Origin of the sequence: Micromonospora sp. CA-246542 (assembly GCF_050942905.1) — a bacterium.
Taxonomy (GTDB): domain Bacteria; phylum Actinomycetota; class Actinomycetes; order Mycobacteriales; family Micromonosporaceae; genus Micromonospora.
Map to the genome: position 1 here is coordinate 3,829,021 of NZ_CP192040.1, position 21,505 is coordinate 3,850,525.

Annotated in this window: 21 protein-coding genes and 1 pseudogene; 12 read left to right on the forward strand and 10 right to left on the reverse strand. The window is 72.3% G+C overall.

Annotated features, from left to right (window positions below; translation table 11 throughout):
- Positions 1-23: 23 nt before the first annotated feature.
- From ACQP0N_RS18030 to ACQP0N_RS18040, 3 genes are read left to right on the forward strand one after another with little or no spacing between them, the layout of a single operon-like run.
- Positions 24-389: an ArsR/SmtB family transcription factor gene (locus ACQP0N_RS18030; protein WP_355049675.1), complete on the forward strand. Its 366-nt coding sequence runs from the start codon at positions 24-26 to the stop codon at positions 387-389.
- Positions 389-1,027 carry an SRPBCC family protein gene (locus tag ACQP0N_RS18035; protein ID WP_433111870.1) on the forward strand — a complete coding sequence of 213 codons (639 nt, stop codon included), beginning with the start codon at positions 389-391 and terminating at the stop codon, positions 1,025-1,027. The genes ACQP0N_RS18030 and ACQP0N_RS18035 overlap by 1 nt, the downstream gene beginning before the upstream one ends.
- Positions 1,028-1,055: 28 nt before the next feature.
- Positions 1,056-1,634, forward strand: a complete 579-nt coding sequence (locus ACQP0N_RS18040) for an NUDIX domain-containing protein (protein WP_433111873.1) — start codon at positions 1,056-1,058, stop codon at positions 1,632-1,634.
- A gap of 501 nt (positions 1,635-2,135) precedes the next feature.
- Here ACQP0N_RS18040 and ACQP0N_RS18045 read toward each other — a convergent pair.
- The 3 genes from ACQP0N_RS18045 to ACQP0N_RS18055 form a co-directional block, all read right to left on the reverse strand.
- Positions 2,136-4,079, reverse strand: coding sequence for an ABC transporter ATP-binding protein (locus tag ACQP0N_RS18045; RefSeq protein ID WP_433121689.1), 1,944 nt, complete (start codon positions 4,077-4,079; stop codon positions 2,136-2,138).
- A 93-nt stretch (positions 4,080-4,172) separates the two neighbouring features.
- Entirely contained in the window at positions 4,173-5,612 is a 1,440-nt protein-coding gene (locus ACQP0N_RS18050; RefSeq protein WP_433111876.1) for an ATP-binding protein, read from the reverse strand.
- Complete coding sequence (locus ACQP0N_RS18055; protein WP_433111879.1) at positions 5,609-7,267, reverse strand: FAD-dependent oxidoreductase; 1,659 nt, start codon at positions 7,265-7,267, stop codon at positions 5,609-5,611. The genes ACQP0N_RS18050 and ACQP0N_RS18055 overlap by 4 nt, the downstream gene beginning before the upstream one ends.
- A 145-nt stretch (positions 7,268-7,412) precedes the next feature.
- Between ACQP0N_RS18055 and ACQP0N_RS18060 the strand changes: the two genes are divergently transcribed.
- Both ACQP0N_RS18060 and smpB read left to right on the forward strand, forming a co-directional pair.
- The gene (locus ACQP0N_RS18060) at positions 7,413-9,665 is read left to right on the forward strand and encodes a hypothetical protein (RefSeq protein WP_433111882.1); all 2,253 of its coding nucleotides are present in this window, start codon (positions 7,413-7,415) and stop codon (positions 9,663-9,665) included.
- Between the two features lie 25 nt (positions 9,666-9,690).
- Positions 9,691-10,185 carry an SsrA-binding protein SmpB gene (gene smpB / locus ACQP0N_RS18065; protein WP_433111885.1) on the forward strand — a complete coding sequence of 165 codons (495 nt, stop codon included), beginning with the start codon at positions 9,691-9,693 and terminating at the stop codon, positions 10,183-10,185.
- Between the two features lies 1 nt (position 10,186).
- On the opposite strand, the gene ACQP0N_RS18070 is transcribed toward smpB, so the two are convergent.
- A complete protein-coding gene (locus ACQP0N_RS18070; protein WP_433111888.1) occupies positions 10,187-11,053 on the reverse strand; it encodes an aldo/keto reductase family oxidoreductase in 867 nt (288 codons plus the stop codon).
- 141 nt (positions 11,054-11,194) lie between these two features.
- On the opposite strand from ACQP0N_RS18070, the gene ACQP0N_RS18075 reads away from it, so the two are divergent.
- The 5 genes and pseudogenes from ACQP0N_RS18075 (at position 11,195) to ACQP0N_RS18095 (ending at position 14,827) form a co-directional block, all read left to right on the forward strand.
- A complete protein-coding gene (locus ACQP0N_RS18075; protein ID WP_433111891.1) occupies positions 11,195-11,638 on the forward strand; it encodes a winged helix-turn-helix transcriptional regulator in 444 nt (147 codons plus the stop codon).
- A 97-nt stretch (positions 11,639-11,735) separates the two neighbouring features.
- Entirely contained in the window at positions 11,736-12,161 is a 426-nt protein-coding gene (locus ACQP0N_RS18080; RefSeq protein ID WP_355049684.1) for a TOBE domain-containing protein, read from the forward strand.
- Positions 12,158-12,952, forward strand: coding sequence for a molybdate ABC transporter substrate-binding protein (gene modA / locus ACQP0N_RS18085; protein ID WP_433111894.1), 795 nt, complete (start codon positions 12,158-12,160; stop codon positions 12,950-12,952). The genes ACQP0N_RS18080 and modA overlap by 4 nt, the downstream gene beginning before the upstream one ends.
- A pseudogene (locus ACQP0N_RS18090) lies at positions 12,949-13,763 on the forward strand (ABC transporter permease). Before modA ends, ACQP0N_RS18090 begins: the two are co-directional and overlap by 4 nt.
- The gene (locus tag ACQP0N_RS18095) at positions 13,760-14,827 is read left to right on the forward strand and encodes an ABC transporter ATP-binding protein (protein WP_433111897.1); all 1,068 of its coding nucleotides are present in this window, start codon (positions 13,760-13,762) and stop codon (positions 14,825-14,827) included. The pseudogene ACQP0N_RS18090 and the gene ACQP0N_RS18095 overlap by 4 nt, the downstream one beginning before the upstream one ends.
- A gap of 69 nt (positions 14,828-14,896) precedes the next feature.
- Here the strand turns inward: ACQP0N_RS18095 and ACQP0N_RS18100 are convergent, their stop codons facing one another.
- From ACQP0N_RS18100 to ACQP0N_RS18115, 4 genes are read right to left on the reverse strand one after another with little or no spacing between them, the layout of a single operon-like run.
- A complete protein-coding gene (locus ACQP0N_RS18100; RefSeq protein ID WP_355049688.1) occupies positions 14,897-15,310 on the reverse strand; it encodes a type II toxin-antitoxin system prevent-host-death family antitoxin in 414 nt (137 codons plus the stop codon).
- A 42-nt stretch (positions 15,311-15,352) separates the two neighbouring features.
- Positions 15,353-15,925: a GNAT family N-acetyltransferase gene (locus tag ACQP0N_RS18105; RefSeq protein ID WP_433111900.1), complete on the reverse strand. Its 573-nt coding sequence runs from the start codon at positions 15,923-15,925 to the stop codon at positions 15,353-15,355.
- Between the two features lie 58 nt (positions 15,926-15,983).
- Entirely contained in the window at positions 15,984-16,106 is a 123-nt protein-coding gene (locus tag ACQP0N_RS18110) for a hypothetical protein (protein ID WP_433111903.1), read from the reverse strand.
- A gap of 33 nt (positions 16,107-16,139) precedes the next feature.
- On the reverse strand, positions 16,140-17,357 hold the full coding sequence (locus ACQP0N_RS18115) for a hypothetical protein (RefSeq protein ID WP_433111906.1): 1,218 nt from the start codon (positions 17,355-17,357) through the stop codon (positions 16,140-16,142).
- 157 nt (positions 17,358-17,514) lie between these two features.
- Between ACQP0N_RS18115 and ACQP0N_RS18120 the strand changes: the two genes are divergently transcribed.
- Entirely contained in the window at positions 17,515-19,086 is a 1,572-nt protein-coding gene (locus ACQP0N_RS18120; protein WP_433111909.1) for an NAD(P)/FAD-dependent oxidoreductase, read from the forward strand.
- A 31-nt stretch (positions 19,087-19,117) separates the two neighbouring features.
- Here ACQP0N_RS18120 and ACQP0N_RS18125 read toward each other — a convergent pair whose 3' ends face one another.
- Complete coding sequence (locus tag ACQP0N_RS18125; protein ID WP_433111911.1) at positions 19,118-19,543, reverse strand: hypothetical protein; 426 nt, start codon at positions 19,541-19,543, stop codon at positions 19,118-19,120.
- A 147-nt stretch (positions 19,544-19,690) separates the two neighbouring features.
- A complete protein-coding gene (locus ACQP0N_RS18130; RefSeq protein WP_433111914.1) occupies positions 19,691-20,611 on the reverse strand; it encodes an RNA polymerase subunit sigma-70 in 921 nt (306 codons plus the stop codon).
- Between the two features lie 135 nt (positions 20,612-20,746).
- Here ACQP0N_RS18130 and ACQP0N_RS18135 point away from each other — a divergent pair, with 135 nt between their 5' ends.
- The gene (locus tag ACQP0N_RS18135) at positions 20,747-21,454 is read left to right on the forward strand and encodes a DUF899 family protein (RefSeq protein WP_433111917.1); all 708 of its coding nucleotides are present in this window, start codon (positions 20,747-20,749) and stop codon (positions 21,452-21,454) included.
- The last annotated feature ends 51 nt before the right edge of the window (positions 21,455-21,505 follow it).

Below are 21,505 nucleotides of genomic sequence, written 5' to 3' on the forward strand. Positions count from 1 at the left end.
CCAGGAGTGATACAACTGTCGCCGTGCACGCCTTCGACGTGCTGGGCGATCCGGTCCGGCGCCGCATCCTGGAACTGCTCGCCGACGGCGAGCAGAGCGCCGGCGCGGTGAGCGCGGTCATCCGCGACGAGTTCGGCATCTCCCAGCCCGCCGTGTCCCAGCACCTCAAGGTGTTGCGGGACAACGGCTTCGCCACCGTGCGTCCGGACGGCGCCCGGCGGCTCTACGCGGTCGACCCGCGCCCGTTGCGCGAGGTGGACGGCTGGCTGGAGCACTTCCGCCGATTCTGGGCGCCACCCCTGGCGGCGCTCGCCACCGAGCTGGCCCGGGGCCGACGCGAGCGGCGCCTACGCGGGCCCGCCGACCCACCCGACGAGAGGAACACCTGATGTTCGACGCCACCGAGCAGATCAACGCCGTCCAGCGACAGGTCGGCAGCCGCACCCTGGCCGCCGGCGAGGCCCGGGTGACCACGATCAGCCAGACCTACCAGGCGACGGCCGAGGACCTGTGGGACGCCTGCACCAACGCGGAGCGGATCCCCCGCTGGTTCCTGCCGATCAGCGGCGACCTGCGGCTGCACGGCACGTACCAGCTCGAGGGCAACGCGGGCGGCACCATCGAGACCTGCGAACCCCCGCACCGCTTCACCGCCACCTGGGAGATGGGCGGCGAGGTGAGCTGGATCGAGGTGCGGGTCACGCCGGTGGGCGACGATCAGGCCCGCCTCGACCTGGACCACATCGCGCACGTCGACCAGGACCGGTGGGCCCAGTTCGGACCGGGGGCCGTCGGTGTCGGCTGGGACCTGGGCCTGCTCGGCCTCGCCACGCACCTCTCCGGCGGCGTCGGCGTCCGGCCGGAGGACAGCGCCGAGTGGGTCGCCTCCGCCGAGGGGCGACGGGCCATGGAGCTGAGCAGCCACCTGTGGGGCGAGGCGAGCATCGCCGCCGGCACCGGCCCCGACGAGGCCAAGGCCGCCGCCGAGCGCACCACCGCCTTCTACACCGGCACGCCGATCGAATGAGCGCGGCCGGCGGGTAACGTGCTGCGGCATGACCGGTACGCCGTACTCGCACTGCTCCTACTGCGGCGCCGCCTACCCCGCGACGGCCGGCTGGCCGCGGGTCTGCGCGGCCTGCGGCGAGACCGTCTGGCGCAACCCATTGCCCGTCGCGGTGGCGGTGCTCCCGGTCCGCACGGCCGAGGGCCTCGGCGTGGTGGTCGTCCGCCGGGCCATCGAGCCGGCCCGCGGGCTGCTCGCACTGCCCGGCGGTTTCATCGAGTACGGCGAGGAGTGGTCCGACGCGCTGGTGCGTGAACTGTGGGAGGAGACCGGGCTGGTCGCGGACGCCGCCGATGCCCGGCTCCTCGCCGTACGGGGCGCACCACAGGGCGGCACCATGATGATCTTCGGGATGCTGCCGGAGCGGGCCGCCGAGGATCTGCCGCCGTCGCGGCCCACCGAGGAGGCGACCGAGTGGTTGGTCCTCACCGACCCGGTCCAGTTGGCGTTCTCCACCCACACCCGTGTCCTGGCCGACGTCCTCACCACACCCGCGTCCTGGCCGACGTCCTCGCCGCACCCCACCACGCCTGACCACGACCCCCGCGACCCGGCCCCCGCCGCCTGATCGACTCCAGATCACCGAGGTGGGGATATCCCCCCGCCGCGATGCCCCCACCTCGGCGACCTGAAGTGGATCACCGCACCCAAGCGCGATGATCCACTCGGGTTCGGTGATGTCGGGCCGTCCTCGGCGGCGAGACGCCCCGGGTTCCTTGAACCCGAGTGGATCGAGCCCGAGGCGAGGCTCACCCCGACCCCCACCAGGCCGCAGCTCCGCCGACCCGCCAGCCCAGCCCACCCGGCCCGACCCAGCCAGCCCAGCCAGCCAACCCCGCCCGCAGCCAGCCCGGCCAGCCGGCCGACCAGCCGACCAGCCAGCCCAGCCCTGCCCGCCCCAGCCCGCCCCGCCCAGCCCAGCCGGCCGACCGACCGACCGACCGGCGATCTTGCACTTTATGCGGCGACAAAGGGCGCATACCCACCGAATTCGACAACCGAAAGTGCAAGATCGCGGGGGCGGGGGCGACAGGCGGGAGCGGGGCGGGGGCGAGGGCGGGGGCGGGGGTCAGGGGCGGTGGGCTTCGCTGGTGTGGGCGCGGTAGCCGCTGGCCTGTAGCTCGAACAGCTCGCGGTAGAGGCCCCCGGCCGCCATCAGCTCGTCGTGACTGCCCTGCTGTACGAGACGACCCTGGTCCATCACGAAGATCCGGTCGGCGTGCCGGACGTTGGCCAGCCGGTGGGTGATCAGGACGACCGCCCGGTCGGGCCGGCGACGCAGGTGCTGGAACAGGGCGTGTTCGGCGCGGGCGTCCAGGGCCGCCGACGGCTCGTCGCAGATCAGCAGGGCGGCGTCCCGGTACAGGCCACGCGCGGCGACCAGCCGCTGCCACTGTCCGCCGGACAGCTCGTGGCCGTTCTTGAACTCCCGGTCGAGCAGGGTGTCGTAGCCGTGCGGCAGGCCCACGATCATGTCGTGGGCGGCGGCCGCGTCGGCCGCCTCCTGCACGCTGGGGCCGGGCCGGTCGGGCGTACGGTCGTGCCGGCCCACCCTGATGTTCTGACCGGCCGTGAACGGGAACTTCCAGTACTCCTGCGTCATCACCGCGACCTGCGCGCCGAGTGCGCGCGGATCCAGCTCGGCGGCGTCGACGCCGTCCCAGCGGATCGTGCCGCCGGTCGGCTGGTAGAGCCCGGCGATCAGCTTGGCGAGGGTGGTCTTGCCGGAGCCGTTCTCGCCAACCAGCGCCACCACCTCGCCGCGCCGGATCGTCAGACTGACCCGGTCCACGGCGGGCGCGTCGGTGTCGGGGTAGCGCAGGCTCACCTCGTGCAGGTCGATCGCCTCGACGCCGTCGGCCGTCCGGCTGCCGCCGAGGGGCACCCGGCCCTGCGCCCGGGTGAGGAAGTCCCGGTAGTCCTGGTAGTAGAGGGCGTCCTCGTACAGCGAGTTGGTGGCGACGACCGCGACGCCCAGGCTGGTCCGGGCGGACTGGAGGGCGAGCAGGGCGGTGGCCGCGGCGGCGAGGGCGACCATACCGGCGAGCAGCAGGCCACCGAGCACCGCGTACACGCCGAAGGTGGCCAGGCCCGCCACGGTGGCGCCGGCCACGCGGGTGCCGGTCTGCGAGCGGACCAGCCGCAGTTGGGCGCGGGTCTCGACGGCCATCACACCCCGGTACTCGGCGAGCAGGAACTCGCGCATCTGATAGGCGCGCACCTCGGCGGCGGTGTGCCGGTTGGCCATCAGGTGGGCGAGCATCCACATTCGCCGCCGACGGGTGATCCGGGCCAGCATCGCCAGGTACTCCCGGCGGGCCATCCGCACGGCCGTGACGGCCTGGGGCACCGCCGCGAGCAGCAGGCACGGCAGCAGCAGCGGCTGGATGACGGTCACCGCGACGGCGGTGGCGAGCATCCCGACCACCCCGGTGACCAGGTTGACGGTGTGGTCGACGATCCAGGCCGCCTCGCCCATCCCCCGATCGCGGACGCGGTCCATCTCCTCGGCGAACCCGGCGTCGTCGAACGCGGCCAGGTCGACCGCCGTGGTGGCTTCGAACAGCCGCAGCTCGACCTGGTAGTTGATCTGTGGGGTGAGCCGGGCCTGGGCCCACCCGGCGGCGATCGTCAGGCCGCCGCGCGCCGAGATCGCCGTCGCGGCCACGATCAGCGCCGGCAGGGCGGCGCGCACCCGGTCCGGGGTGGGACCGGCGGCGAAGAGTTCCCGCAGTGCGCCGGTCGTGGCGAGCAGGCCGAAGGTGGTCATCACCCCGGCGGCCACGTTCAGGCCGATGGAGGCGACCGTGTCCGTGCGGTTGGTGGCCCAGGCCAGGGCCACCGCCTCACGGACCAGCCTCGGCAGCCGGCGGGCCACCGCCCAGAAGCTGGTGTGCGCGAAGGTGTGCGCGTGGTGCATCCAGACGGCGTCCTCCAGCTCCGGCAGCACGGAGCTGTCGTCGGGGGGATCGTTCGGCTGGTCGTCGTGGGTCGCGGTACGCGGGCGGGCCATCGAGTCCACGGAAGCTCCTCGGGGGGCGGGAAGCACGGACGCCGCCCGAGACTACTGCCCGCAACCGTTCGATGTCTCTAGGTAGTCGGCGGGTCAGGGCAACGCGGCCGCGTCCTCGGTGATCGGCAGCAGGACCCGGAAGGTGGTGTGCCCCGGCTCGGTCTCCACCCGGATGTCGCCGTGGTGCTTGTTGACCACGATCCGGTACGAGATGTCCAGCCCCAACCCGGTGCCCGCCCCGACCGGCTTCGTGGTGAAGAACGGCTCGAAGATGCGCGGGCGCACCTCCGGCGGGATACCGGGACCGGTGTCGGTGATCTCCACCGCCAGCAGGTCGCCGATCCGTCCGGTGTGGACGGTCAGCACGCCCTTCTCCCCCATCGCGCCCAGCGCGTTGTCGACGAGGTTGGTCCACACCTGGTTCAGCTCCGCCGCGTACGCCGGGATCGGCGGCAGGCTCCGGTCGTACTCCCGGACGAGTTTGACCTCGGCCGGGATCTTGCCCTTGAACATGACGAGCGTCGCGTCCAGCAGGTCGTGCACGTCCACGACCCGGTGCGGCGCGCGATCGAGCTGGGAGTACTGCTTGGCCGCGCCCACCAGACCCGAGATCCGGGTCACCGCGTCGCCGATCTCCCGCATCAGAAGTTCGGTGTCGACCGTGTACGACAGCCACCGCACCGCGGCCTCCAGGTCAGCCGGCCCGACGGCCGCCTTCACCTGGGCGAGCCACGCCGCGTCCAGGCCCCCGGCGACCAGGATGGGCGCCAGGTCCCACGCGCCACCCACACCGTGGTCCTCCAGCCAGTCGGTGAGGATGTCCTCGGCGTCGGCGGTGGCGACCGGGGTCAGCTTCGGCGCGGTCGCCACCCGGGCCACCGCCTCCTCCTGCAACGCGACCAGCCCGTGCAGCGCCCGCCCGTCGAGCCGCCCGTCGGCGATCATCGCGAGTTTGTGCCGCATCCCCGCGACCCGGTCCCGCAACACCGACGTGGCCCGCACCGCAGCGGCGGCCGGATTGTTCAGCTCGTGGGTCAGCCCCGCCGAGAGCGAGCCGAGCGCCAGCAGCCGCTCCCGCTCGCCCACGATGGTCTGGCTGTCCCGCATGCCGAAGAACAGCCCCTCCAACAGGTGCATCGGCATCGGGAACCAGGACCGCAGGGCGTGCGCGAAGTCCTCCGCCGGCAGCACGAAGAAGTCGGCGTCGACGAGCGCGCGCAGGCTGTTGCGGTACGTCTGCTCGACCTGGTCGCCCAGGTACGCCTGGGTGGCCCCGCCGTACACGCCGCGCTGGTCGGTGCGGCTGACCTCGACGTCGTCGCCACGGACCTGCCGGCTCAGCGCCACCGCGCCGCGCAGCAGCACGAAGAAGCAGGTGGCGGCCTCGCCCTCGCCGTACACGAGGGTGCCGCCGACGCGCTGCTCCACGCGGCCGTGCTCGCTCAGCCAGTCGAGCTGCGCGTCGTCGAGGGCCTCGAACAGGAACAGCTCACGTAGCTGTGCCGGGGTCAGCCGATCGGACTGGCTGGTCATTGGGCCTCCAGGTAGCGGTGCACGAGCGACACGGCCATCGCGCCCTCGCCGACTGCCGAGGCGACGCGTTTGACCGACTCGGCACGGACGTCTCCGGCGGCGAACACCCCGGGCACGCTCGTCTCCAGGTGGTACGGGTCGCGGGACAACGACCAACCGGCCGGGCGTCGCCCACCGGCCAGCAGATCCGGGCCGGTGACGATGAAGCCCCGACCGTCCCGCACGAGCACGCCGTCCAGCCAGTCGGTGCGGGGTTCGGCGCCGATGAAGATGAACAGCCAGGAGGTGTCGACCGTGCGACTCTCCCCGGTGCGGGTGTCGCAGAGGGTGAGCCCCTCCAGGTGGTCGTCGCCGGCCGCGCCGACCACGGCCGTGTGCGGGTGCACGGTGATCCGGTCGATGCGCGCCAACTGGTCGATGAGGTAGCTCGACATCGACGCCGTCAGGTCCGCGCCGCGGATGAGCAGGTGGACGCGCGCGGCGTACCGGGAGAAGTGCACGGCCGCCTGGCCGGCCGAGTTGGCCCCGCCCACGATGTAGACGTCCTGGTCGACGCAGCTCGGCGCCTCGGTGGCGGCCGCGCCGTAGAAAACCCCCCGACCGGTGAAGTCGGCCAGTCCGGGGGCGTCGAGCACCCGGTACGACACGCCGGTCGCCAACACCACCGTGTGCGCGGCGATCTCGCTGCCGTCGCCGAAGCGCAGCAGCCGCGCGCCGCCGGCCTCGCTCAGGCCGACCACCTCGCGGGCGCTGAGCAGCTCCGCGCCGAACTTCACCGCCTGCCGGCGGGCCCGGTCGGTCAACTGCGCGCCGGAGACGCCGTCCGGGAAGCCCAGGTAGTTCTCGATCCGGCTGCTCTGCCCGGCCTGCCCGCCGGTCGCCCGCCGCTCGACGAGCACGGTCCGCAGCCCCTCGGACGCGCCGTACACGGCCGAGCCCAGGCCCGCCGGGCCGCCACCGATCACCACGAGGTCGTAGAAGTCGGACGCCGGCACCACGGTCAGCCCGGCCAACGCGGCCAGCTCGGCCTCGCTGGGGGCCACCAGCGCCTTGCCCTCGGCTGTCACCACCAGGGGTACGTCCGCCTCGGTGGCCCCGGCCGCGTCGAGCAGCCGGGCGCCCTCCGGGTCGTCCGAGAGCAACCAGCGGTACGGCACGAGGTTGCGGGCCAGGAAGTCACGGATCTTGAACGACGGCGCCGACCAGCGATGCCCGACCACGCGGATCTCGGCGCTCGTGGCGTCCGGGGTCACCGACCAGGCCTCGAGGAGCCCGTCGACGACCGGATACAGCTTCTCCTCCGGCGGGTGCCACGGCTTGAGCAGGTAGTGGTCCAGGTCCACCACGTTGATCGCCTCGATCGCCGCGTCGGTGTCCGCGTACGCGGTGAGCAGCACCCGGCGGGCCGCCGGGAAGATGTCCATGGCGGCCTCGAGGAACTCGACGCCGGTCATCTCCGGCATCCGGTGGTCGGCCAGCAGCAGCGCCACCTGCTCACCACGCAACTTGACCTCCCGCAGCGCGTCCAGCGCCTCCGGCCCGGAGGCGGCGCGCAGCACCCGGTAGCGGTCGCCGTAGCGGCGCCGGATGTCCCGGGCCACCGCCCGGGACACCGCGGGATCGTCGTCGACGGTCAGGATCACCGGGTTTGCCATGGCGCCAATAGAACCACCTCGCCGGGCCGCGCCGCACCACCGGTGGCAGCGACGCGAGGCGTGACCCGGCTCGGGGTGGGTAAGCGGCACCGCCGCGGGCGGCCGGCGCCGCGACCCGCCGGCTGTCACACACCTCGGGGGGCCCATGGCGGACGCGTCGCCGACCGGACCGGAGACGGGTCGGATCGTGGAGCTGCGGGTGCACGGCGTCTCGGGGGCGGGCGCCGACCGGGTGCTCAACCGGCCGTTCGTGCACCAGGTGGCCGGCGACCGCAGCGGTGGGTTCTACCGCCCCCGCCCCGGCTACCCGGACTCGACCGGCACGGACGGGGTGACGCTGGAGGCGTACCGCTGGAACGACCTGCCCTCCGGCACGGCCGTACGGACGCTGTCGCTGGTGTTCCTGTTGCCGTTCATGCTCTGCAACGTGGCGCTCTGGATGCGCCCCGCCAACGATTCGGCGAAGCACGCCCTCGTCGCGTTGGGTCGGGTGCTCGCACTCACCCTCACGATGCTCTACGTGCTCACCATCGTCGGGGTGGCGGTGGACCTCGTCGCCTGGCGGTGCATGGGCACGCCGAGCTGCCTGGACGGACGCAACTGGCTGTCCTGGCTCGGCGGGCGTTCGCCCGGCGTACGCCTGGGCGTGCTGGCCCTGGTGCCGGTCGCGGCCATCGGGATCGTGTGGCGGCTGTCCGCTCGGCCGAGCCACTCGTTCGACGCCTTCCGCACCGGGGCGGTCCAGGAGACGTCCGTGTCGCAGTTGAGCGCGGTCGGCCAGTGGGACGGCACGCCGGTGGTGGGACGGCTGCGCTCCGTGCACGTCGCGGCCGCGTTCGCCACGCTGGACGGCAGCCTGCTGGCCGCCTGGGACAGCGAGAACTCCTCGTGGGTGCGGGTGGCGCTGGCGGTGGCTACGGGCGTCGTGCTGCTCGCCTGCCTGGTCCTGCTGACCCAGGTGAGCGGCATGGACCGGACCAGCTTCGTACCCGGGCTGGAGAGCGTCACGCGCGGGCTCCGTACGATCGCCTGCGGCCTGACGATCCTGGTGATCGCGTACACCCTGGCCAGTGGCGAGCCCTGGCCGCACAGCGAGATGCTGCCCGGGTACAGCGCCACCGTGGCCTGGCTGTTCGTCAGCCAGACCTTCCTGCTGGTCATCCTCGCGGCGACGGTGCTCTGGGCGCGCGGCGGCGGACGGCGTGCCGACGGACAACGGCTCCCGCGGCTGCGCGCGCTGGGCGCGCCGGTCTTCGTCACGGTCGCCGCCGGACTCGCGGTCGCGTTCTCAGCCGAGTTGGTCTACCGCGTGGCGGACGTCTTGGACCGCGACGGGCGGCACATAGACCGGTTCGCGTTCGGCCCGCCGCTGGCGTACAAATGGGCGATCTTCGGGTTTTTCCTGGCGGTGGCCGCGGCGGTGCTGGTGGGCGTGCTGGTCACCGTCGCGACCCGTGCCAGCCGGTGGCGGGCCGCGCGGGCGATCGTGGCCGCCGACTACCCGGACGCGCCGCCGGAGGCGGCGACGCGGCTGCGACGGGTCGAGCAGGCGGTCGCCCGGGCCCGCTTCACCGAACGCGTGGAACCCCTCGCCGTGGTCTACGCCACATTCGCCGCGATTGGGCTGGCCACCACCCTGCTCGGCCTGTTGCAGCTCTATCCCGGCGACCTGTTCCAGGCGTACCTCGGTGTGCCCGACAGCTTCGTCAACTTCCTCATCGGGGCGGGCAACTACGCGATCGCCGCGATCCTGATCGGGCTCGTGATCGGTGGGTTCTTCGCCTACCGGACGGCCGGGTTCCGCCGGTACGTGGGCGTCCTGTGGGACCTGGGCACCTTCTGGCCCCGGGGAGCGCATCCCTTCGCGCCACCCTGTTACGCGGAGCGGGCGGTGCCCGAGCTGGCCAAGCGGATCACCTACCTCGTGGACCAGGGCGAGGGCGTCCTGCTGGCGGGGCACAGTCACGGATCGGTGCTGCTCACGGCCACGCTGCTGCAACTGCCACGGCGGGTCACCGACCGGGTCGCCCTGCTGACCTACGGGTCACCGCTGAGTCGGCTGTACTCGCGGCTGTTCCCCGCCTACGTCGACACGTCGACGCTGGAGGACATCGGCGAGCGCATCGGCTGGCGCTGGGTCAACCTGTGGCGCGACACCGACCCGATCGGTGGGTGGATATTCGCCCCGCACCGGTGCGGGGACGCCGGGCCGTCGACCGGGCCGGAGGCGGCGGTGGACCGCCGGTTGACCGACCCGCAGGGGCTCGTGCCCCCGCCCAGCGACAGCGTGCCGCCACCCATCCTCGCTCACCTGCCATGCGAGTCGCAGGAGGAGTTCGGGCAGGCGGTACGGGACCTGACCGCGCGGCTGCGTGCCGAGCGCCGGACGGGGGGCTGAGGCTGCGGCCGGATATCGTCGCCGGGTGAGCCCGTCCCGCAAGCCCGAACGCCGACTCATCGCCTCGAACAAGAAGGCGCGACACGAGTACACCGTGCTGCGCACGTACGAGGCGGGCATCGTGCTGGTCGGCACCGAGGTGAAGTCGCTGCGCGACGGGCGGGCCTCGCTCGTGGACGCGTTCGCGCACGAGCGCGACGGCGAGATCATGCTGTACGGGCTGCACATCGCCGAGTACCGCTACGGCACGTGGACCAACCACGCGCCCCGCCGTAACCGCAAGCTGCTGCTGCACCGCTCCGAGATCGGCAAGATCCTGGAAAAGGTCCGCGAGGGCGGGGTGACCCTGGTGCCGCTGTCGATGTACTTCGACAACGGGTGGGCCAAGGTCGAACTGGCCCTGGCCAAGGGCAAGCGCACGTACGACAAGCGGCAGACCCTCGCCGAGCGGGACGCCAACCGCGAGATCGCCCGGGAGCTGGGCCGACACCTCAAGGGCCATCCCCGCCACAACTCCTGAGTCAGCGGCCGATCGTGTCCAGCTCGACGAGGTCGTCGTCGGACAGGACGAGTGCCGCGCCCGTGACGTTCTCGCGCAGGTGTGCCACGGACGACGTGCCGGGGATCAGCAGGATGTTCGGCGACCGCCGCAGCAGCCAGGCGAGGGCGACGGACATCGGTGTCGCCCTCAGCCGCGTGGCGACGGCCGAGAGGACGGCGGACTGCAACGGGCTGAAGCCGCCCAACGGAAAGAACGGCACGTAGGCGACGCCCTGGTCGGCGAGCGAGTCGATCATCTTGTCGTCCTGGCGGTACGCGAGGTTGTACATGTTCTGCACGCACACGATCGGCGCGATCGACTGCGCCTCGGCGACCTGCTCCGGCGTCGCGTTGCTCACCCCGAGGTGCCGGATCAGGCCCTGCCGCTGGAGATCCACCAGCGCGTCGAGCGCCTCCGCCACCGGCCCGGGTTGGGGCCCCTCGGCGTTGCCGAGCCGAAGGTTCACCAGGTCGAGCACGTCGAGGCCGAGCGTCCGCAGGTTCGCGTGGACAGCTTGGCGCAGGCTCTGCGGATCGCGGGCAGGGGGCCATCCGCCCTGTTCGTCGCGGATCGCGCCGACCTTGGTCACGATGTGCAGCGACTCGGGGTACGGGTGCAGCGCCTCCCGGATCAGCTCGTTGGTGACGTGCGGCCCGTACGCCTCGGAGGTGTCGATGTGGGTGACACCGAGCGCGACGGCCTCGCGAAGGACGGCGAGTGCGCCGTCCCGGTCGGCCGGCGGTCCCATGACCCAGGGGCCGGCGAGCTGCATGGCGCCGTAGCCGAACCGGGTGACGTCCAGGTCGCCCAGCCTCCAGGTGCCGCCGGGAAGAGAGGGGGAAGCCATCTTCGTACCTCTGACTTTCACATCGCACCGCGCGTGGTGCCGGTGCCTCACTGTTACCGCAACCAACTATCAGCGTGTAACTTCCTAATCGGAAGTAGGCACCTCAAGGTGCGTAGCTCACCCTCAGGAAGGAGCAGGGCGATGGCGACTGCGACAGCGGCCCAGAAGAGGGCGCGGGCCAAGTCGGAGTACGACGCGTTCCTGGCGCAGTGTCCGAGCCGCAAGCTGCTCGACCGGATCGCGGACAAGTGGGTCACTCTGGTGCTGGCCGCTCTCCGTGGCGGAGGCTCGCCGCAGTCCGGTGCCGACTGCGCCGGCGAACCCCGGCCGATGCGCTACTCGGAGCTGTCGCGCCAGCTCGCCGGTGTCAGCCAGAAGATGCTCACGCAGACACTGCGCTCGTTGGAACGGGACGGCCTGATCACCCGGACCGTGGAGCCGACCGTGCCCGTCACGGTCACCTACGAGCTCACCGACCTGGGCCTCTCCCTGCACGAGGTGGTGCGGGGCCTGAAGGGCTGGGCCGAAACGCACATGGACGACGTGTTCGCCAACCGCGCGACGTACGACACCCGGGCCAGCTGAGCCCTGTCGCAGCTGCGATGGGAAACCGCCCTTGCGTACGCAGAATCGGGCTTCCTGGGCACTTCTTCCTCGCAGATGCGGCAGCTATGGTGATCCGGTGACGACCTTCCGGATCGGCGCGGCGGCCGACCTGCTCGGCGTCAGCGCCGACACGATCCGCCGCTGGGTGGACGCCGGGCGGCTGCCCGCCGGACGTGACGAGCACGGCCACCGGATCATCGACGGCGTCGACCTCGCGGCGTTCGCCCGGGCGCAGGCCGCCGACCCGGACGCGGGCGCCGAGTTCTCCTCGGCGCGCAACCGGCTGCGCGGCATCGTCGTCGACGTCCGCAAGGACACGGTGATGGCCCAGGTCGACATCCAGGCCGGCCCGTTCCGGGTGGTGTCGCTGATGAGCCGGGAGGCGGTCGACGACCTCGACCTGCGGGTCGGCTCGGTCGCCGTCGCCGTGATCAAGTCGACCACCGTGGTGGTGGAACGCGCCGCGCCCACCGCCCCGGCCGGAGCGAGGGGGAACGGATGAGGCCTCGAACCCGATTCGTCGCGGTGGCCTTGGCGGTGGCCATGCTGGCGACGGCCGGCTGCGACCGCGCCGGCGACCCGGCGACCGGGGGTGACACCCGGGACGGTCGGGTCAGCGGCACGGTGACCGTGTTCGCCGCCGCCTCGCTGACCGAGTCGTTCACCCGCATCGCGAGGGACTTCGAGGCCGCCAACCCAGGCGTCACCGTCACCCTCAACCTCGCCGGCAGCTCGGCCCTGGCCAACCAGATCACCCAGGGCGCTCCGGCAGACGTCTTCGCCTCGGCGGCGGCGAAGAACATGGAGACCGTGACTCAGGCCGGCGACGCCGACGGCATTCCGTTCGTCTTCGCCCGCAACCAACTGGTGGTCGCGGTGCCCAGCGGCAACCCGAAGGGCGTGACCGGTCTCGCCGACCTGGCCCGTCCGGGAGTGAAGGTCGCGCTCTGCGCCGAGCAGGTGCCCTGCGGCGCGGCGGCGCGTACCGCCCTGACCGCGGGCGGCGTCGCGCTGACGCCGGTCACCCTCGAACAGGACGTCAAGGGTGCGCTGGCCAAGGTCAAGCTCGGCGAGGTCGACGCGGCCCTCGTCTACCGCACGGACGCCCGTGCCGCGAGCGCCGACGTGACGGGTGTCGAGTTCCCCGAGTCGGCCCGGGCGATCAACGACTATCCGATCGTCACGCTGAAGAACGCGCCGAATCGGGCGGGCGCGCGCGCCTTCGTCGCGTACGTCCGCTCGACGCCGGCACAGGCGGTCCTCGCCGAGGCGGGGTTCCAGGCGGCGTCGTGAGCGTGGTCCGCGAGCCCACCACGTCGCGACGGCGCGCACGGGTGCCGGCGGCGTTGCTGATCCCGGCCGGGCTGGGCCTGCTCTTCCTGGTCCTGCCGCTGGCCGGGCTCGTGATCCGGGCACCGTGGGCGACGCTGCCGCAGCGGCTCACCGCGCCGGGGGCACTGACGGCGCTGCGCCTGTCGGTGCAGACCGCGACCCTGGCCACGCTGCTCTGCCTGCTGCTCGGGGTGCCCCTGGCGTGGTTGCTGGCCCGGGTCGACTTCCCGGCCGCCGGCTGGCCCGCGCCCTGGTCACCGTGCCGCTGGTGCTGCCGCCGGTGGTCGGCGGCGTGGCGCTGCTGCTGGTCTTCGGCCGGCGCGGGCTGCTCGGCGGCTGGCTCGACGCCACGTTCGGCGTCACCCTGCCGTTCACGACCGCGGGCGTGGTGCTGGCCGAGGCGTTCGTCGCCATGCCGTTCCTCGTCATCGCCGTCGAGGGCGCGCTCCGCGCGGCCGACCACCGCTACGAGGAGGCCGCCGCGACACTGGGGGCCAACCGGTGGACGACCTTCACGCACGTCACGTTACCGCTGGTGGCACCCGGAATCGCCGCCGGCGCGGTGCTGTGCTGGGCGCGGGCGCTCGGCGAGTTCGGTGCCACCATCACCTTCGCCGGCAACTATCCCGGGCGTACGCAGACGATGCCGTTGGCCGTCTATCTGGCGCTGGAGACCGACCTGGAGTCCGCCATCGTGCTCAGCCTGGTGCTGCTGATCGTCTCGGTGGGCATCCTGGCCGCGCTGCGCGACCGGTGGATGGCGGGCCCGTGACCGCCCCGCTGTTGGATGCCCGGCTGGTCGTCGACCGGGGCGCCTTCCGGTTGGACGTACCGCTGCGGGTCGCACCGGGTGAGGTCGTCGCGCTGCTCGGACCCAACGGGGCCGGCAAGACCACCGCGCTGCGCGCCCTGGCCGGGCTGCACCCGCTCACCGCCGGGCACGTCACCCTCGACGGCGTCGACCTGGACCGCCCGACGAGCCGGAGCTGGGTGCCCACCGAGCGCCGGCCGATCGGCGTGGTCTTCCAGGACTACCTGCTGTTTCCGCACCTCGACGCATTGGACAACGTGGCGTTCGGGCCGCGCCGGCACGGCGTCGACCGGCGGGCGGCACGGGCCACCGCGCGGAGCTGGCTCGAACGGGTGGGCCTCGCCGGCCAGACGCGCCGCAAGCCCCGCCAGCTCTCCGGCGGGCAGGCGCAGCGGGTGGCGCTGGCCCGTGCGCTGGCCGTCGGGCCGTCGCTGCTGCTGCTCGACGAGCCGCTGGCCGCCCTGGACGCCCGTACGCGCCTGGAGACCCGCGCGCAGCTGCACCGCCACCTGGCCGCGCACCAGGGGGCGACGGTGCTGGTCACCCACGATCCGCTGGACGCGTTGGCGTTGGCCGACCGCCTGGTCATCGTCGAGGGCGGGCGCGTCGTCCAGGAGGGCGACGGCCCGAGCGTCACGGCACGCCCGCGCACCGACTACGTGGCGCGTCTGGTCGGACTGAACCTCTACCGGGGTCGGGCCGAGGGCCACGGCGTACGCGTCGCGCCGGAGTTGACCCTGAGCGTGGCCGACCGGCTCGACGGCGACGCGTTCGTGGCGTTCCGCCCGGCGGCGGTGGCCCTGCACCCGGCGCGACCGGACGGCAGCCCCCGCAACACGTGGGCGGGCACGGTGAGCGGCGTCCAGCGCCACGGCGACAACGTGCGGGTGCAGGTGGACGGACCGGTCGGCGTGGCCGCCGACGTCACGCCGGCTGCGGCGGCCCAGCTCCGGCTGATCCCGGGCCAACGGATCTGGGTGGCGGTCAAGGCGACCGAGACCCACGCCTACCCGGCGACGAGCTGACCCCGCCGCACGGTGGGCAGGGCCAGGCCGGGCCGGGCGCGAGTCGCCACCGGCCCCGGTAAGCGGAGGTCAGTCGGCCAGCAGGTCGGCGTGCGCGGCGCGCAGCCGGGCCAGCGTCGGGTCGCTGCCCGGGACGACCCGGCGGTCCAGCTCGGCCCACACCTCGGCCAGCGCCGCGCGGACCGCGCCCAGCTCGGCGGCGTGCCGTTGGCTGCTGCGGCGGTGCTGCTCGTCGAGGCGGCGGGCCCACCCGGCGGTGACCGCGGCGAGCCGGTCGGCGTCGGCGCGGGCCTGGGCGGCGCTGCGGGCCGCGGCGGCGGGAACGATCGCGGCGACCGGGCGGGGATCGCCGTCGCGGGTGACGACGGTGACCGCGTCGGTCAGCTCGGCCAACGCGACGAGCTGACTGAACCGGGTGCGCGCCTCACGCAGCGGCACGGAGCGCGGCGGGTCGGTATGCGGGGTGAGCGCGGGGATGGCCATGGATGCATGCTGCCGCCCGGGTACGACAGAAATCAGTCGTCGTCAGTGGACGGTGGGTGGCGGCGGTGCGGACGCGGCCGGCCACTCGTCGGCCAACACCGACCAGATCTCCAGGTCGATGCGACCGTCCGGGCCCGGGTAGACCTGACGCAGGGTGCCGTCGTGGCGCAGGCCCAGCCGGCGGGCGAGGGCGATGCTGCGGACGTTGGCGGCGTTCGTCCGCCACTCGACGCGGTGGATGCCGCGCTCCCGCACCGCCCAGTCGACGATGCGCCGTACCGCGGGGGCGACGAAGCCCCGGCCCTGCGCCGCCGGCTCCACCCAGCAGCCGACCTCGCACAGGCCCAGCGTGACGTCGAACGACACGAACATCACCCCGCCGACCAGGGTGCCGCGCCACCACAGGCCCCAGATACCGCCGGCGTCGGCCGCCCAGCGGTCGGCGTAGCGCTGCAGCACGGCCCGGGCCGACGGCAGGTCGGTGGCGACGAAGGACGGCGCCACCCAGGGACTTATGTGGTCCCGCGCCCGGTCGAGGTGGGCGAGGAACTCCTCGGCCCGCCAGGGGTCCAACGCGCGCAGCTCGACATCCTCGTTCAGCGCCAGGGCGAACACCGGGCCTCCCCCGAAGTTGGCGACGACGGGTACCAGGCTCGCACAGGGTCGCCGGGACTCAGACCGGCAGGTGCGTCCGCAGGGCGGCGAACTGGGCCACCGTCAGGTGGTCGACGGTGTCCGCGTTGCCCTTGATCAGCCAGCAGCCCAGGTCGTCGAGGCGTACCCGTGGCGCGGTCATCGCCTCATCCTGCCCCGACCAACGTCCGTCCAATCAGATGATCATGTGGGTCCAGTAGGTGAGCCAGAGCACGAACAGCGCCCCCTGCACGAGGGCGAGCGCCGCCGTGAGCCACCCGTCGACGCTCGCCCGGCGGGCCCAGCGGGCCAGCACCAGGGCCACCGGGAACGCGGCCAGCAGGTACCGCAGCAGGCTCTTGTAGACCGCCGGACCCAGCGACAGCGGCACCACCACCATGAGCACGCCGTAGACCAGGTAGGGCAGCTCCCGACGGCGGAAGCCGGCGGCCAGGACGGCCAGCACAACCAGCGCGAACAGGACCCGGGCGGCGTCCCGCGGCTCGCCGGTGAGCCCGCCCAGGACCACCGGAAAGGGGTTCTGCGCCTCGATCCCCCAGCCGGCCTTCTGGGCGTGCTGGTAGGCGAACCAGTCCCCGCCCCGCCACTTGCAGAACGCCATGAAGGTGAACCATCCGGCGGGCAGCAGCAGCACCGGCCAGCCGGTCCGCAGGTATCCGAGCAGGGCACGCGGACCGAGCCGCCAGTCGTGCTGGCGCAGCAGCACGAGCGCCAATGGCAGGACGACGAGTAGTCCGAGCGACCGGCTCATCGCCAGGAAGTAGCCGACCACGCCGACCAGTAACCACCGACGGCGCTCGGCGTAGTAGAAGGCGGCCAGCGCGAGGCAGACGAATAGCGACTCGGTCAGCGCGGCCTGGAACAGGAACGCCGTCGGCAGGAGCACCAGGTAGCGGGTGAACCGACGAGCCGCGTCGGCGTCGCCGAGCAGCAGCTCGGCCAGCCGGTAGCCGTACACCAGGGCGCCCAGAAACGCGAGATTGCTGATCAACAGCAGGGCCAGCGCGTTGTCGCCGCCCAGCAGCGCGCCGACCGGCCGGGCGAGGAAGGGGTAGAGCAGCGGAAAGCCGAAGTCCCCCCACGGTCGCCCGGTCAGCGGCAGCTCGCTCAGCCGCAGGTAGAGCAGCGCGTCCCAGGCGAACCAGAAGGAGATCCACCGGTGCCCGGAGATCTCCCGCTGCTGCGCCCACATCAGCGCCTCGTCCGGCGGCGGCGCCCCGGGGATGCCGTCCCAGGCGTGCAGGACCAGGAGGCCGAGCAGGGTCAGCAGCAGCTTCCCGCCGAAAAAGAGCCCGATCAGGTACGGCCAGGGCGGCGGCACCCGGCGGACCAGTCGCGCGCCCGTCTGGACCAGCGCCGTCGCACGCCGCCGGCCGACCCGCCACCGGTGCATCCGCCCCGCTCCCCCGGTCCGCCGAACCGCCCGCTGCCCTCCCCGTTGTACGCCCCGACAGACCTCGCCGGAGGAGAAACCCACCAGGACCCGAGGTGACATCCCGGTCATAACGGGTACGCGGGCCGCCTCGACCAGTAACAGGGAGTACGGCGGCATGAGCGAGCAACACGGCACGGTGGTCATCGGCGCGGGGCCGGCGGGGCTCACGGCGGCGTACGAGTTGCTCCGGCACGGGCGGCCGGTCCGGGTCTTCGAGGCCGACGAGGTGGTCGGCGGGATCAGCCGGACCGTGGAACGCGACGGGTGGCGCTTCGACATCGGCGGACACCGGTTCTTCACCAAGGTCCCCCGGGTGGAGGCGTTCTGGCACGAGATCCTGCCCGACGAGGACTTCCTGACCCGGCCCCGGATGAGTCGGATCTTCTACCGGGGCGCCCTGTTCAACTACCCGCTGAGCGCGACGAACGCCCTGCGCAACCTGGGCCTGCCGGAGGCGGTGCGGTGCCTCGCCTCGTACGCCCGGGCGCGGGTCCGCCCACCGCGCGACCAGTCGCACTTCGAAGGCTGGGTGTCGGCCCGGTTCGGCTGGCGGCTGTACTCGATCTTCTTCAAGACGTACACCGAGAAGGTCTGGGGTATGCCCGCGGACCGGCTGCGGGCCGACTGGGCCGCGCAGCGGATCAAGAACCTGTCACTGGCCACGGCGATCCGCAACGCGGTGCTGCCCGGACGCCGCCGCACCGACGTGACCAGCCTGATCGAGGAGTTCCAGTACCCGAAGTACGGGCCGGGGATGATGTGGGAACGCTGCGCCGACCAGGTACGCCAGCGCGGCGGGGAGGTGTCGACCGGCACCTGGGTGACCGCCGTGCACCGCGACCCGAAACGACGCCGGGCGATCAGCGTGACGGTCAACGGCGCGGGCGGGCAGCGTACCGAGCCGGCCGACGACGTGATCTCGTCGATGCCGATCTCGGAGCTGGTCGCCGCGCTCCGCCCACCGGCGCCCCCGCACGTGCTGGCCTGCGCCGCCGACCTGCGCTACCGCGACTTCCTGACCGTCGCCCTGGTGGTACCGGCCGAGTTCTCGTTCCCCGACAACTGGATCTACGTACACGATCCCGCGGTGCGGGTGGGCCGGATCCAGAACTTCGGCTCCTGGTCGCCGTACCTCGTCAAGGACGGGCGCACCTGCCTGGGCCTGGAGTACTTCGTCTTCGAGGACGACGAGATGTGGCGTACCGCCGACGCCGACCTGGTGGCCCTCGCGACCGCGGAGCTGGAGCGGTTGGGCCTGGTCCGGCCGGGGGTCGTCGAGGCCGGCTACGTCGTGCGCATGCCAAAGGCCTATCCGGTGTACGACGAGCGCTACCAGCACAACGTGGACGTGATCCGGGCGTGGCTGGCCGAGGCCGTGCCGAACGTGCACCCGGTGGGACGCAACGGCATGCACCGCTACAACAACCAGGACCATTCGATGCTCACGGCGATGTTGACCGTGGAGAACATCGTCACCGGCAGCACCCACGACATCTGGTCGGTCAACGTGGAGCAGGACTACCACGAACAGTCGACCACCGGCGGCGCGCGCCGGGGCACGGGTCGGGACGCGCCGGTGCTGCCGAGCCGGATCATCACCGCCCCGATCAGCGCCCCGATCACCGCTGCCGAAGGCGTGCGCGCGGCCGGCGACGGCGGACGGTCCGCGCAGGCGCCGCTGGTCTGACGGACCGGGGCTCGTTACGCGAACGCCGGCGTCAGATCGGGCCGCTGGTGTAGATCTCCGTGCTGCTCTCGTTGCCGATGAACGGGTTGTTGACCGCCCACAGCAGACCCTCGTCGTACTCCGGCACGTCGAAGTTGCACATGACCCAGCCGGCGTCCGCGCCGCTGCTGTTGATGCACTGTCGGCTCCAGTCCGGTCCCTGGATCGTGCCGGCGGCCGGCGCGCCATTCGCCTTGGTGTCCTTCACCCAGACCCGGTCCCCGTACGCGGCGAAGCACGCCTTGGCGCCGGTCGTCGACACGCACCACACGTCGACACCGTTGGCCGCCGGCGGCGCACCGCTCGGCGTGCCCGTGGCCGCCGACGCCGCCGAGGCGGTGCCGACCAGAACGAGGGCCACTGTCGTCGGCACCATGACCAGGGCACCCGCCAACCGCGTGCTCGGCTTCCTACGCATCCCCGGCAACTCCCCACATCCACCATGATCGTCATTCCGGTGCTGGACGATAGCAGCCGGGCCGTCGTCGAAGCCGATGTGGACGGTGGCACATCATCTGCCTGCCGTTGAACGCAGACTCGGACACCTGGCTTGAGACCTACTCGTCTAGGGCTCGAGTGTGGCGGGCATGCTGAAGGCGGCGACGTGACGGGCACCGATGAAGGCGTTGCTCTCGACGATCTTCCCGTTCTCGATCCGGAGTACGTCGACGACCAGCGCCTCGTAGTGCGGGCTGCCGGGCCGGCGGAGATAGTTGATCAGTGCCGGGCGTCCGTTGGCCGAGGTGGGGAAGGTACGCCAGTCGAGCGGTCGGCCGAGGAACTCCGCGGCCGCGTCGATCCCGACGACCGGCGGCTCGGGCGGCATCGTGATCCGTACGTCCTCGGCGAGCAGTGCCCGGATCGTCTCCGGGCCCTTCGCGTTGGCGTAGCGGCGCAGGATCTCTTCGTCCTCCCTGGTGAGCTGCGGGCGGCGCCAGTCCTTCGGGTCCGACGGAGTGCGCCCGCGGAGGGTGTGGCGGGCCCGCTGGAGGAGGCTGTTGACGGCCGCCACGGCGGTGTCGAGCGCGGCGGCGATCTCCTGCGGCGTCCAGCCGTGGACGTCGCGCAGTACGAAGGCCGCCCGCTGCCGTGGCGGCAGGTACATGAGCGCTGCTATCACGGCCAGCTCGACGGTCTCCCGGGCGGCGAGACCGGTCTGCGGATCGTCGGCCAGCAGGGCGTCGGGATAGGGACCGAGCTCGGTGGACCACTCCAGCGGATCACCGTACGGTAACGTCCGGTGACCGGCCGCCTTGCGGCTGTCGAGGAAGACGTTCGTGGCGATCCGGTAGAACCAGGTACGCGCCGACGCCCGACCCTCGAAGCGGTCGCGAGCCCGCCAGGCACGCAGGAATGTCTCCTGCACCAGGTCGTCCGCGTCGGTGACGTTCCCGGCGAGGCGGTAGCAGTGGACGTGTAACTCGCGCCGGTGCTCGCCGAAGGCGCGCTGCAGCCAGACCGCCTGTTCATCGGTCGAGTCGGACATCTGATTTCCCCGGGGCTGAATGGTCCTCACCACCGTACTGACGACCGCGGACCCATCCGTCATCGGTCACCGATGACGATCGCCGACTCGGTCGTCTGTACCTGTGACCGATCCTCACCTACTAAGGAGAACGCCATGACGGCAACCCCCGCCTTCAGCGCCGCCGCGCCCCCGGTCGTCGACCGGGAGACCTGGCTGCGCGAGCGCGACGAACTGCTGGTCCGGGAGAAGGCCCATACCCGCGAAGGGGACGCGATCGCAGCCGCTCGCCGTCAGCTGCCGATGACCTTGATGCCGGCAGTGACGGTGCGGGGCCCTGGCGGGGACACCCCGCTGGTGGAGGTGTTCGAGGGCCGCCGGATGCTCATCGCCTACTTCCACATGTGGCACGACGACAAGCCGTACGAGCATCAGTGTGAGGGGTGCACCTTCTCGACCTGTCACATGCAGACGCTGGACTACCTGCACGCTCGGGACGTCACCTACGCCGTGTTCTGCCAGGGCCCCTACGACGAGAGTGCCCCGTTCGCGGAGTTCATGGGCTACCCGTTCCCCTGGTATTCGGCGAGAGACTCCGACCCGGCTCTGGCCGACGGTCGTGACTTCGGGTTCATCGCCTGCTACCTGCGCGACGGCGACAACGTCTACGAGACCTACTGGACCACCGGGCGGGGCGTGGAGGCGTTGATGACCACCTACCACGCGCTGGACCTCACCGTGTACGGCCGGCAGGAGAACTGGGAGAACTCGCCGGAAGGCTGGCCGCGGGTCACCGGGCACCCGTGGCGTCTCAACGGCCGCCCCACCGCGCAATGGTCACGCCCGGGCGTCGCACCGCGATGACGTCCTGATGATCGAGGTGATCATGCTCGGGTCGGCCGCGGTGTCAAAAGT

Bases quoted from the DNA above. Each gene is read 5' to 3' on its own strand.
- ACQP0N_RS18035 (WP_433111870.1), top strand. From the start codon at position 389: ATGTTCGACGCCACCGAGCAGATCAACGCCGTCCAGCGACAGGTCGGC.
- ACQP0N_RS18040 (WP_433111873.1), top strand. From the start codon at position 1,056: ATGACCGGTACGCCGTACTCGCACTGCTCCTACTGCGGCGCCGCCTAC.
- ACQP0N_RS18045 (WP_433121689.1), bottom strand. From the start codon at position 4,079: ATGGCCCGCCCGCGTACCGCGACCCACGACGACCAGCCGAACGATCCC.
- ACQP0N_RS18050 (WP_433111876.1), bottom strand. From the start codon at position 5,612: ATGACCAGCCAGTCCGATCGGCTGACCCCGGCACAGCTACGTGAGCTG.
- ACQP0N_RS18055 (WP_433111879.1), bottom strand. From the start codon at position 7,267: ATGGCAAACCCGGTGATCCTGACCGTCGACGACGATCCCGCGGTGTCC.
- ACQP0N_RS18060 (WP_433111882.1), top strand. From the start codon at position 7,413: ATGGCGGACGCGTCGCCGACCGGACCGGAGACGGGTCGGATCGTGGAG.
- ACQP0N_RS18070 (WP_433111888.1), bottom strand. From the start codon at position 11,053: ATGGCTTCCCCCTCTCTTCCCGGCGGCACCTGGAGGCTGGGCGACCTG.
- ACQP0N_RS18075 (WP_433111891.1), top strand. From the start codon at position 11,195: ATGGCGACTGCGACAGCGGCCCAGAAGAGGGCGCGGGCCAAGTCGGAG.
- modA (WP_433111894.1), top strand. From the start codon at position 12,158: ATGAGGCCTCGAACCCGATTCGTCGCGGTGGCCTTGGCGGTGGCCATG.
- ACQP0N_RS18100 (WP_355049688.1), bottom strand. From the start codon at position 15,310: ATGGCCATCCCCGCGCTCACCCCGCATACCGACCCGCCGCGCTCCGTG.
- ACQP0N_RS18110 (WP_433111903.1), bottom strand. From the start codon at position 16,106: ATGACCGCGCCACGGGTACGCCTCGACGACCTGGGCTGCTGGCTGATC.
- ACQP0N_RS18115 (WP_433111906.1), bottom strand. From the start codon at position 17,357: ATGCACCGGTGGCGGGTCGGCCGGCGGCGTGCGACGGCGCTGGTCCAG.
- ACQP0N_RS18120 (WP_433111909.1), top strand. From the start codon at position 17,515: ATGAGCGAGCAACACGGCACGGTGGTCATCGGCGCGGGGCCGGCGGGG.
- ACQP0N_RS18125 (WP_433111911.1), bottom strand. From the start codon at position 19,543: ATGCGTAGGAAGCCGAGCACGCGGTTGGCGGGTGCCCTGGTCATGGTG.
- ACQP0N_RS18130 (WP_433111914.1), bottom strand. From the start codon at position 20,611: ATGTCCGACTCGACCGATGAACAGGCGGTCTGGCTGCAGCGCGCCTTC.
- ACQP0N_RS18135 (WP_433111917.1), top strand. From the start codon at position 20,747: ATGACGGCAACCCCCGCCTTCAGCGCCGCCGCGCCCCCGGTCGTCGAC.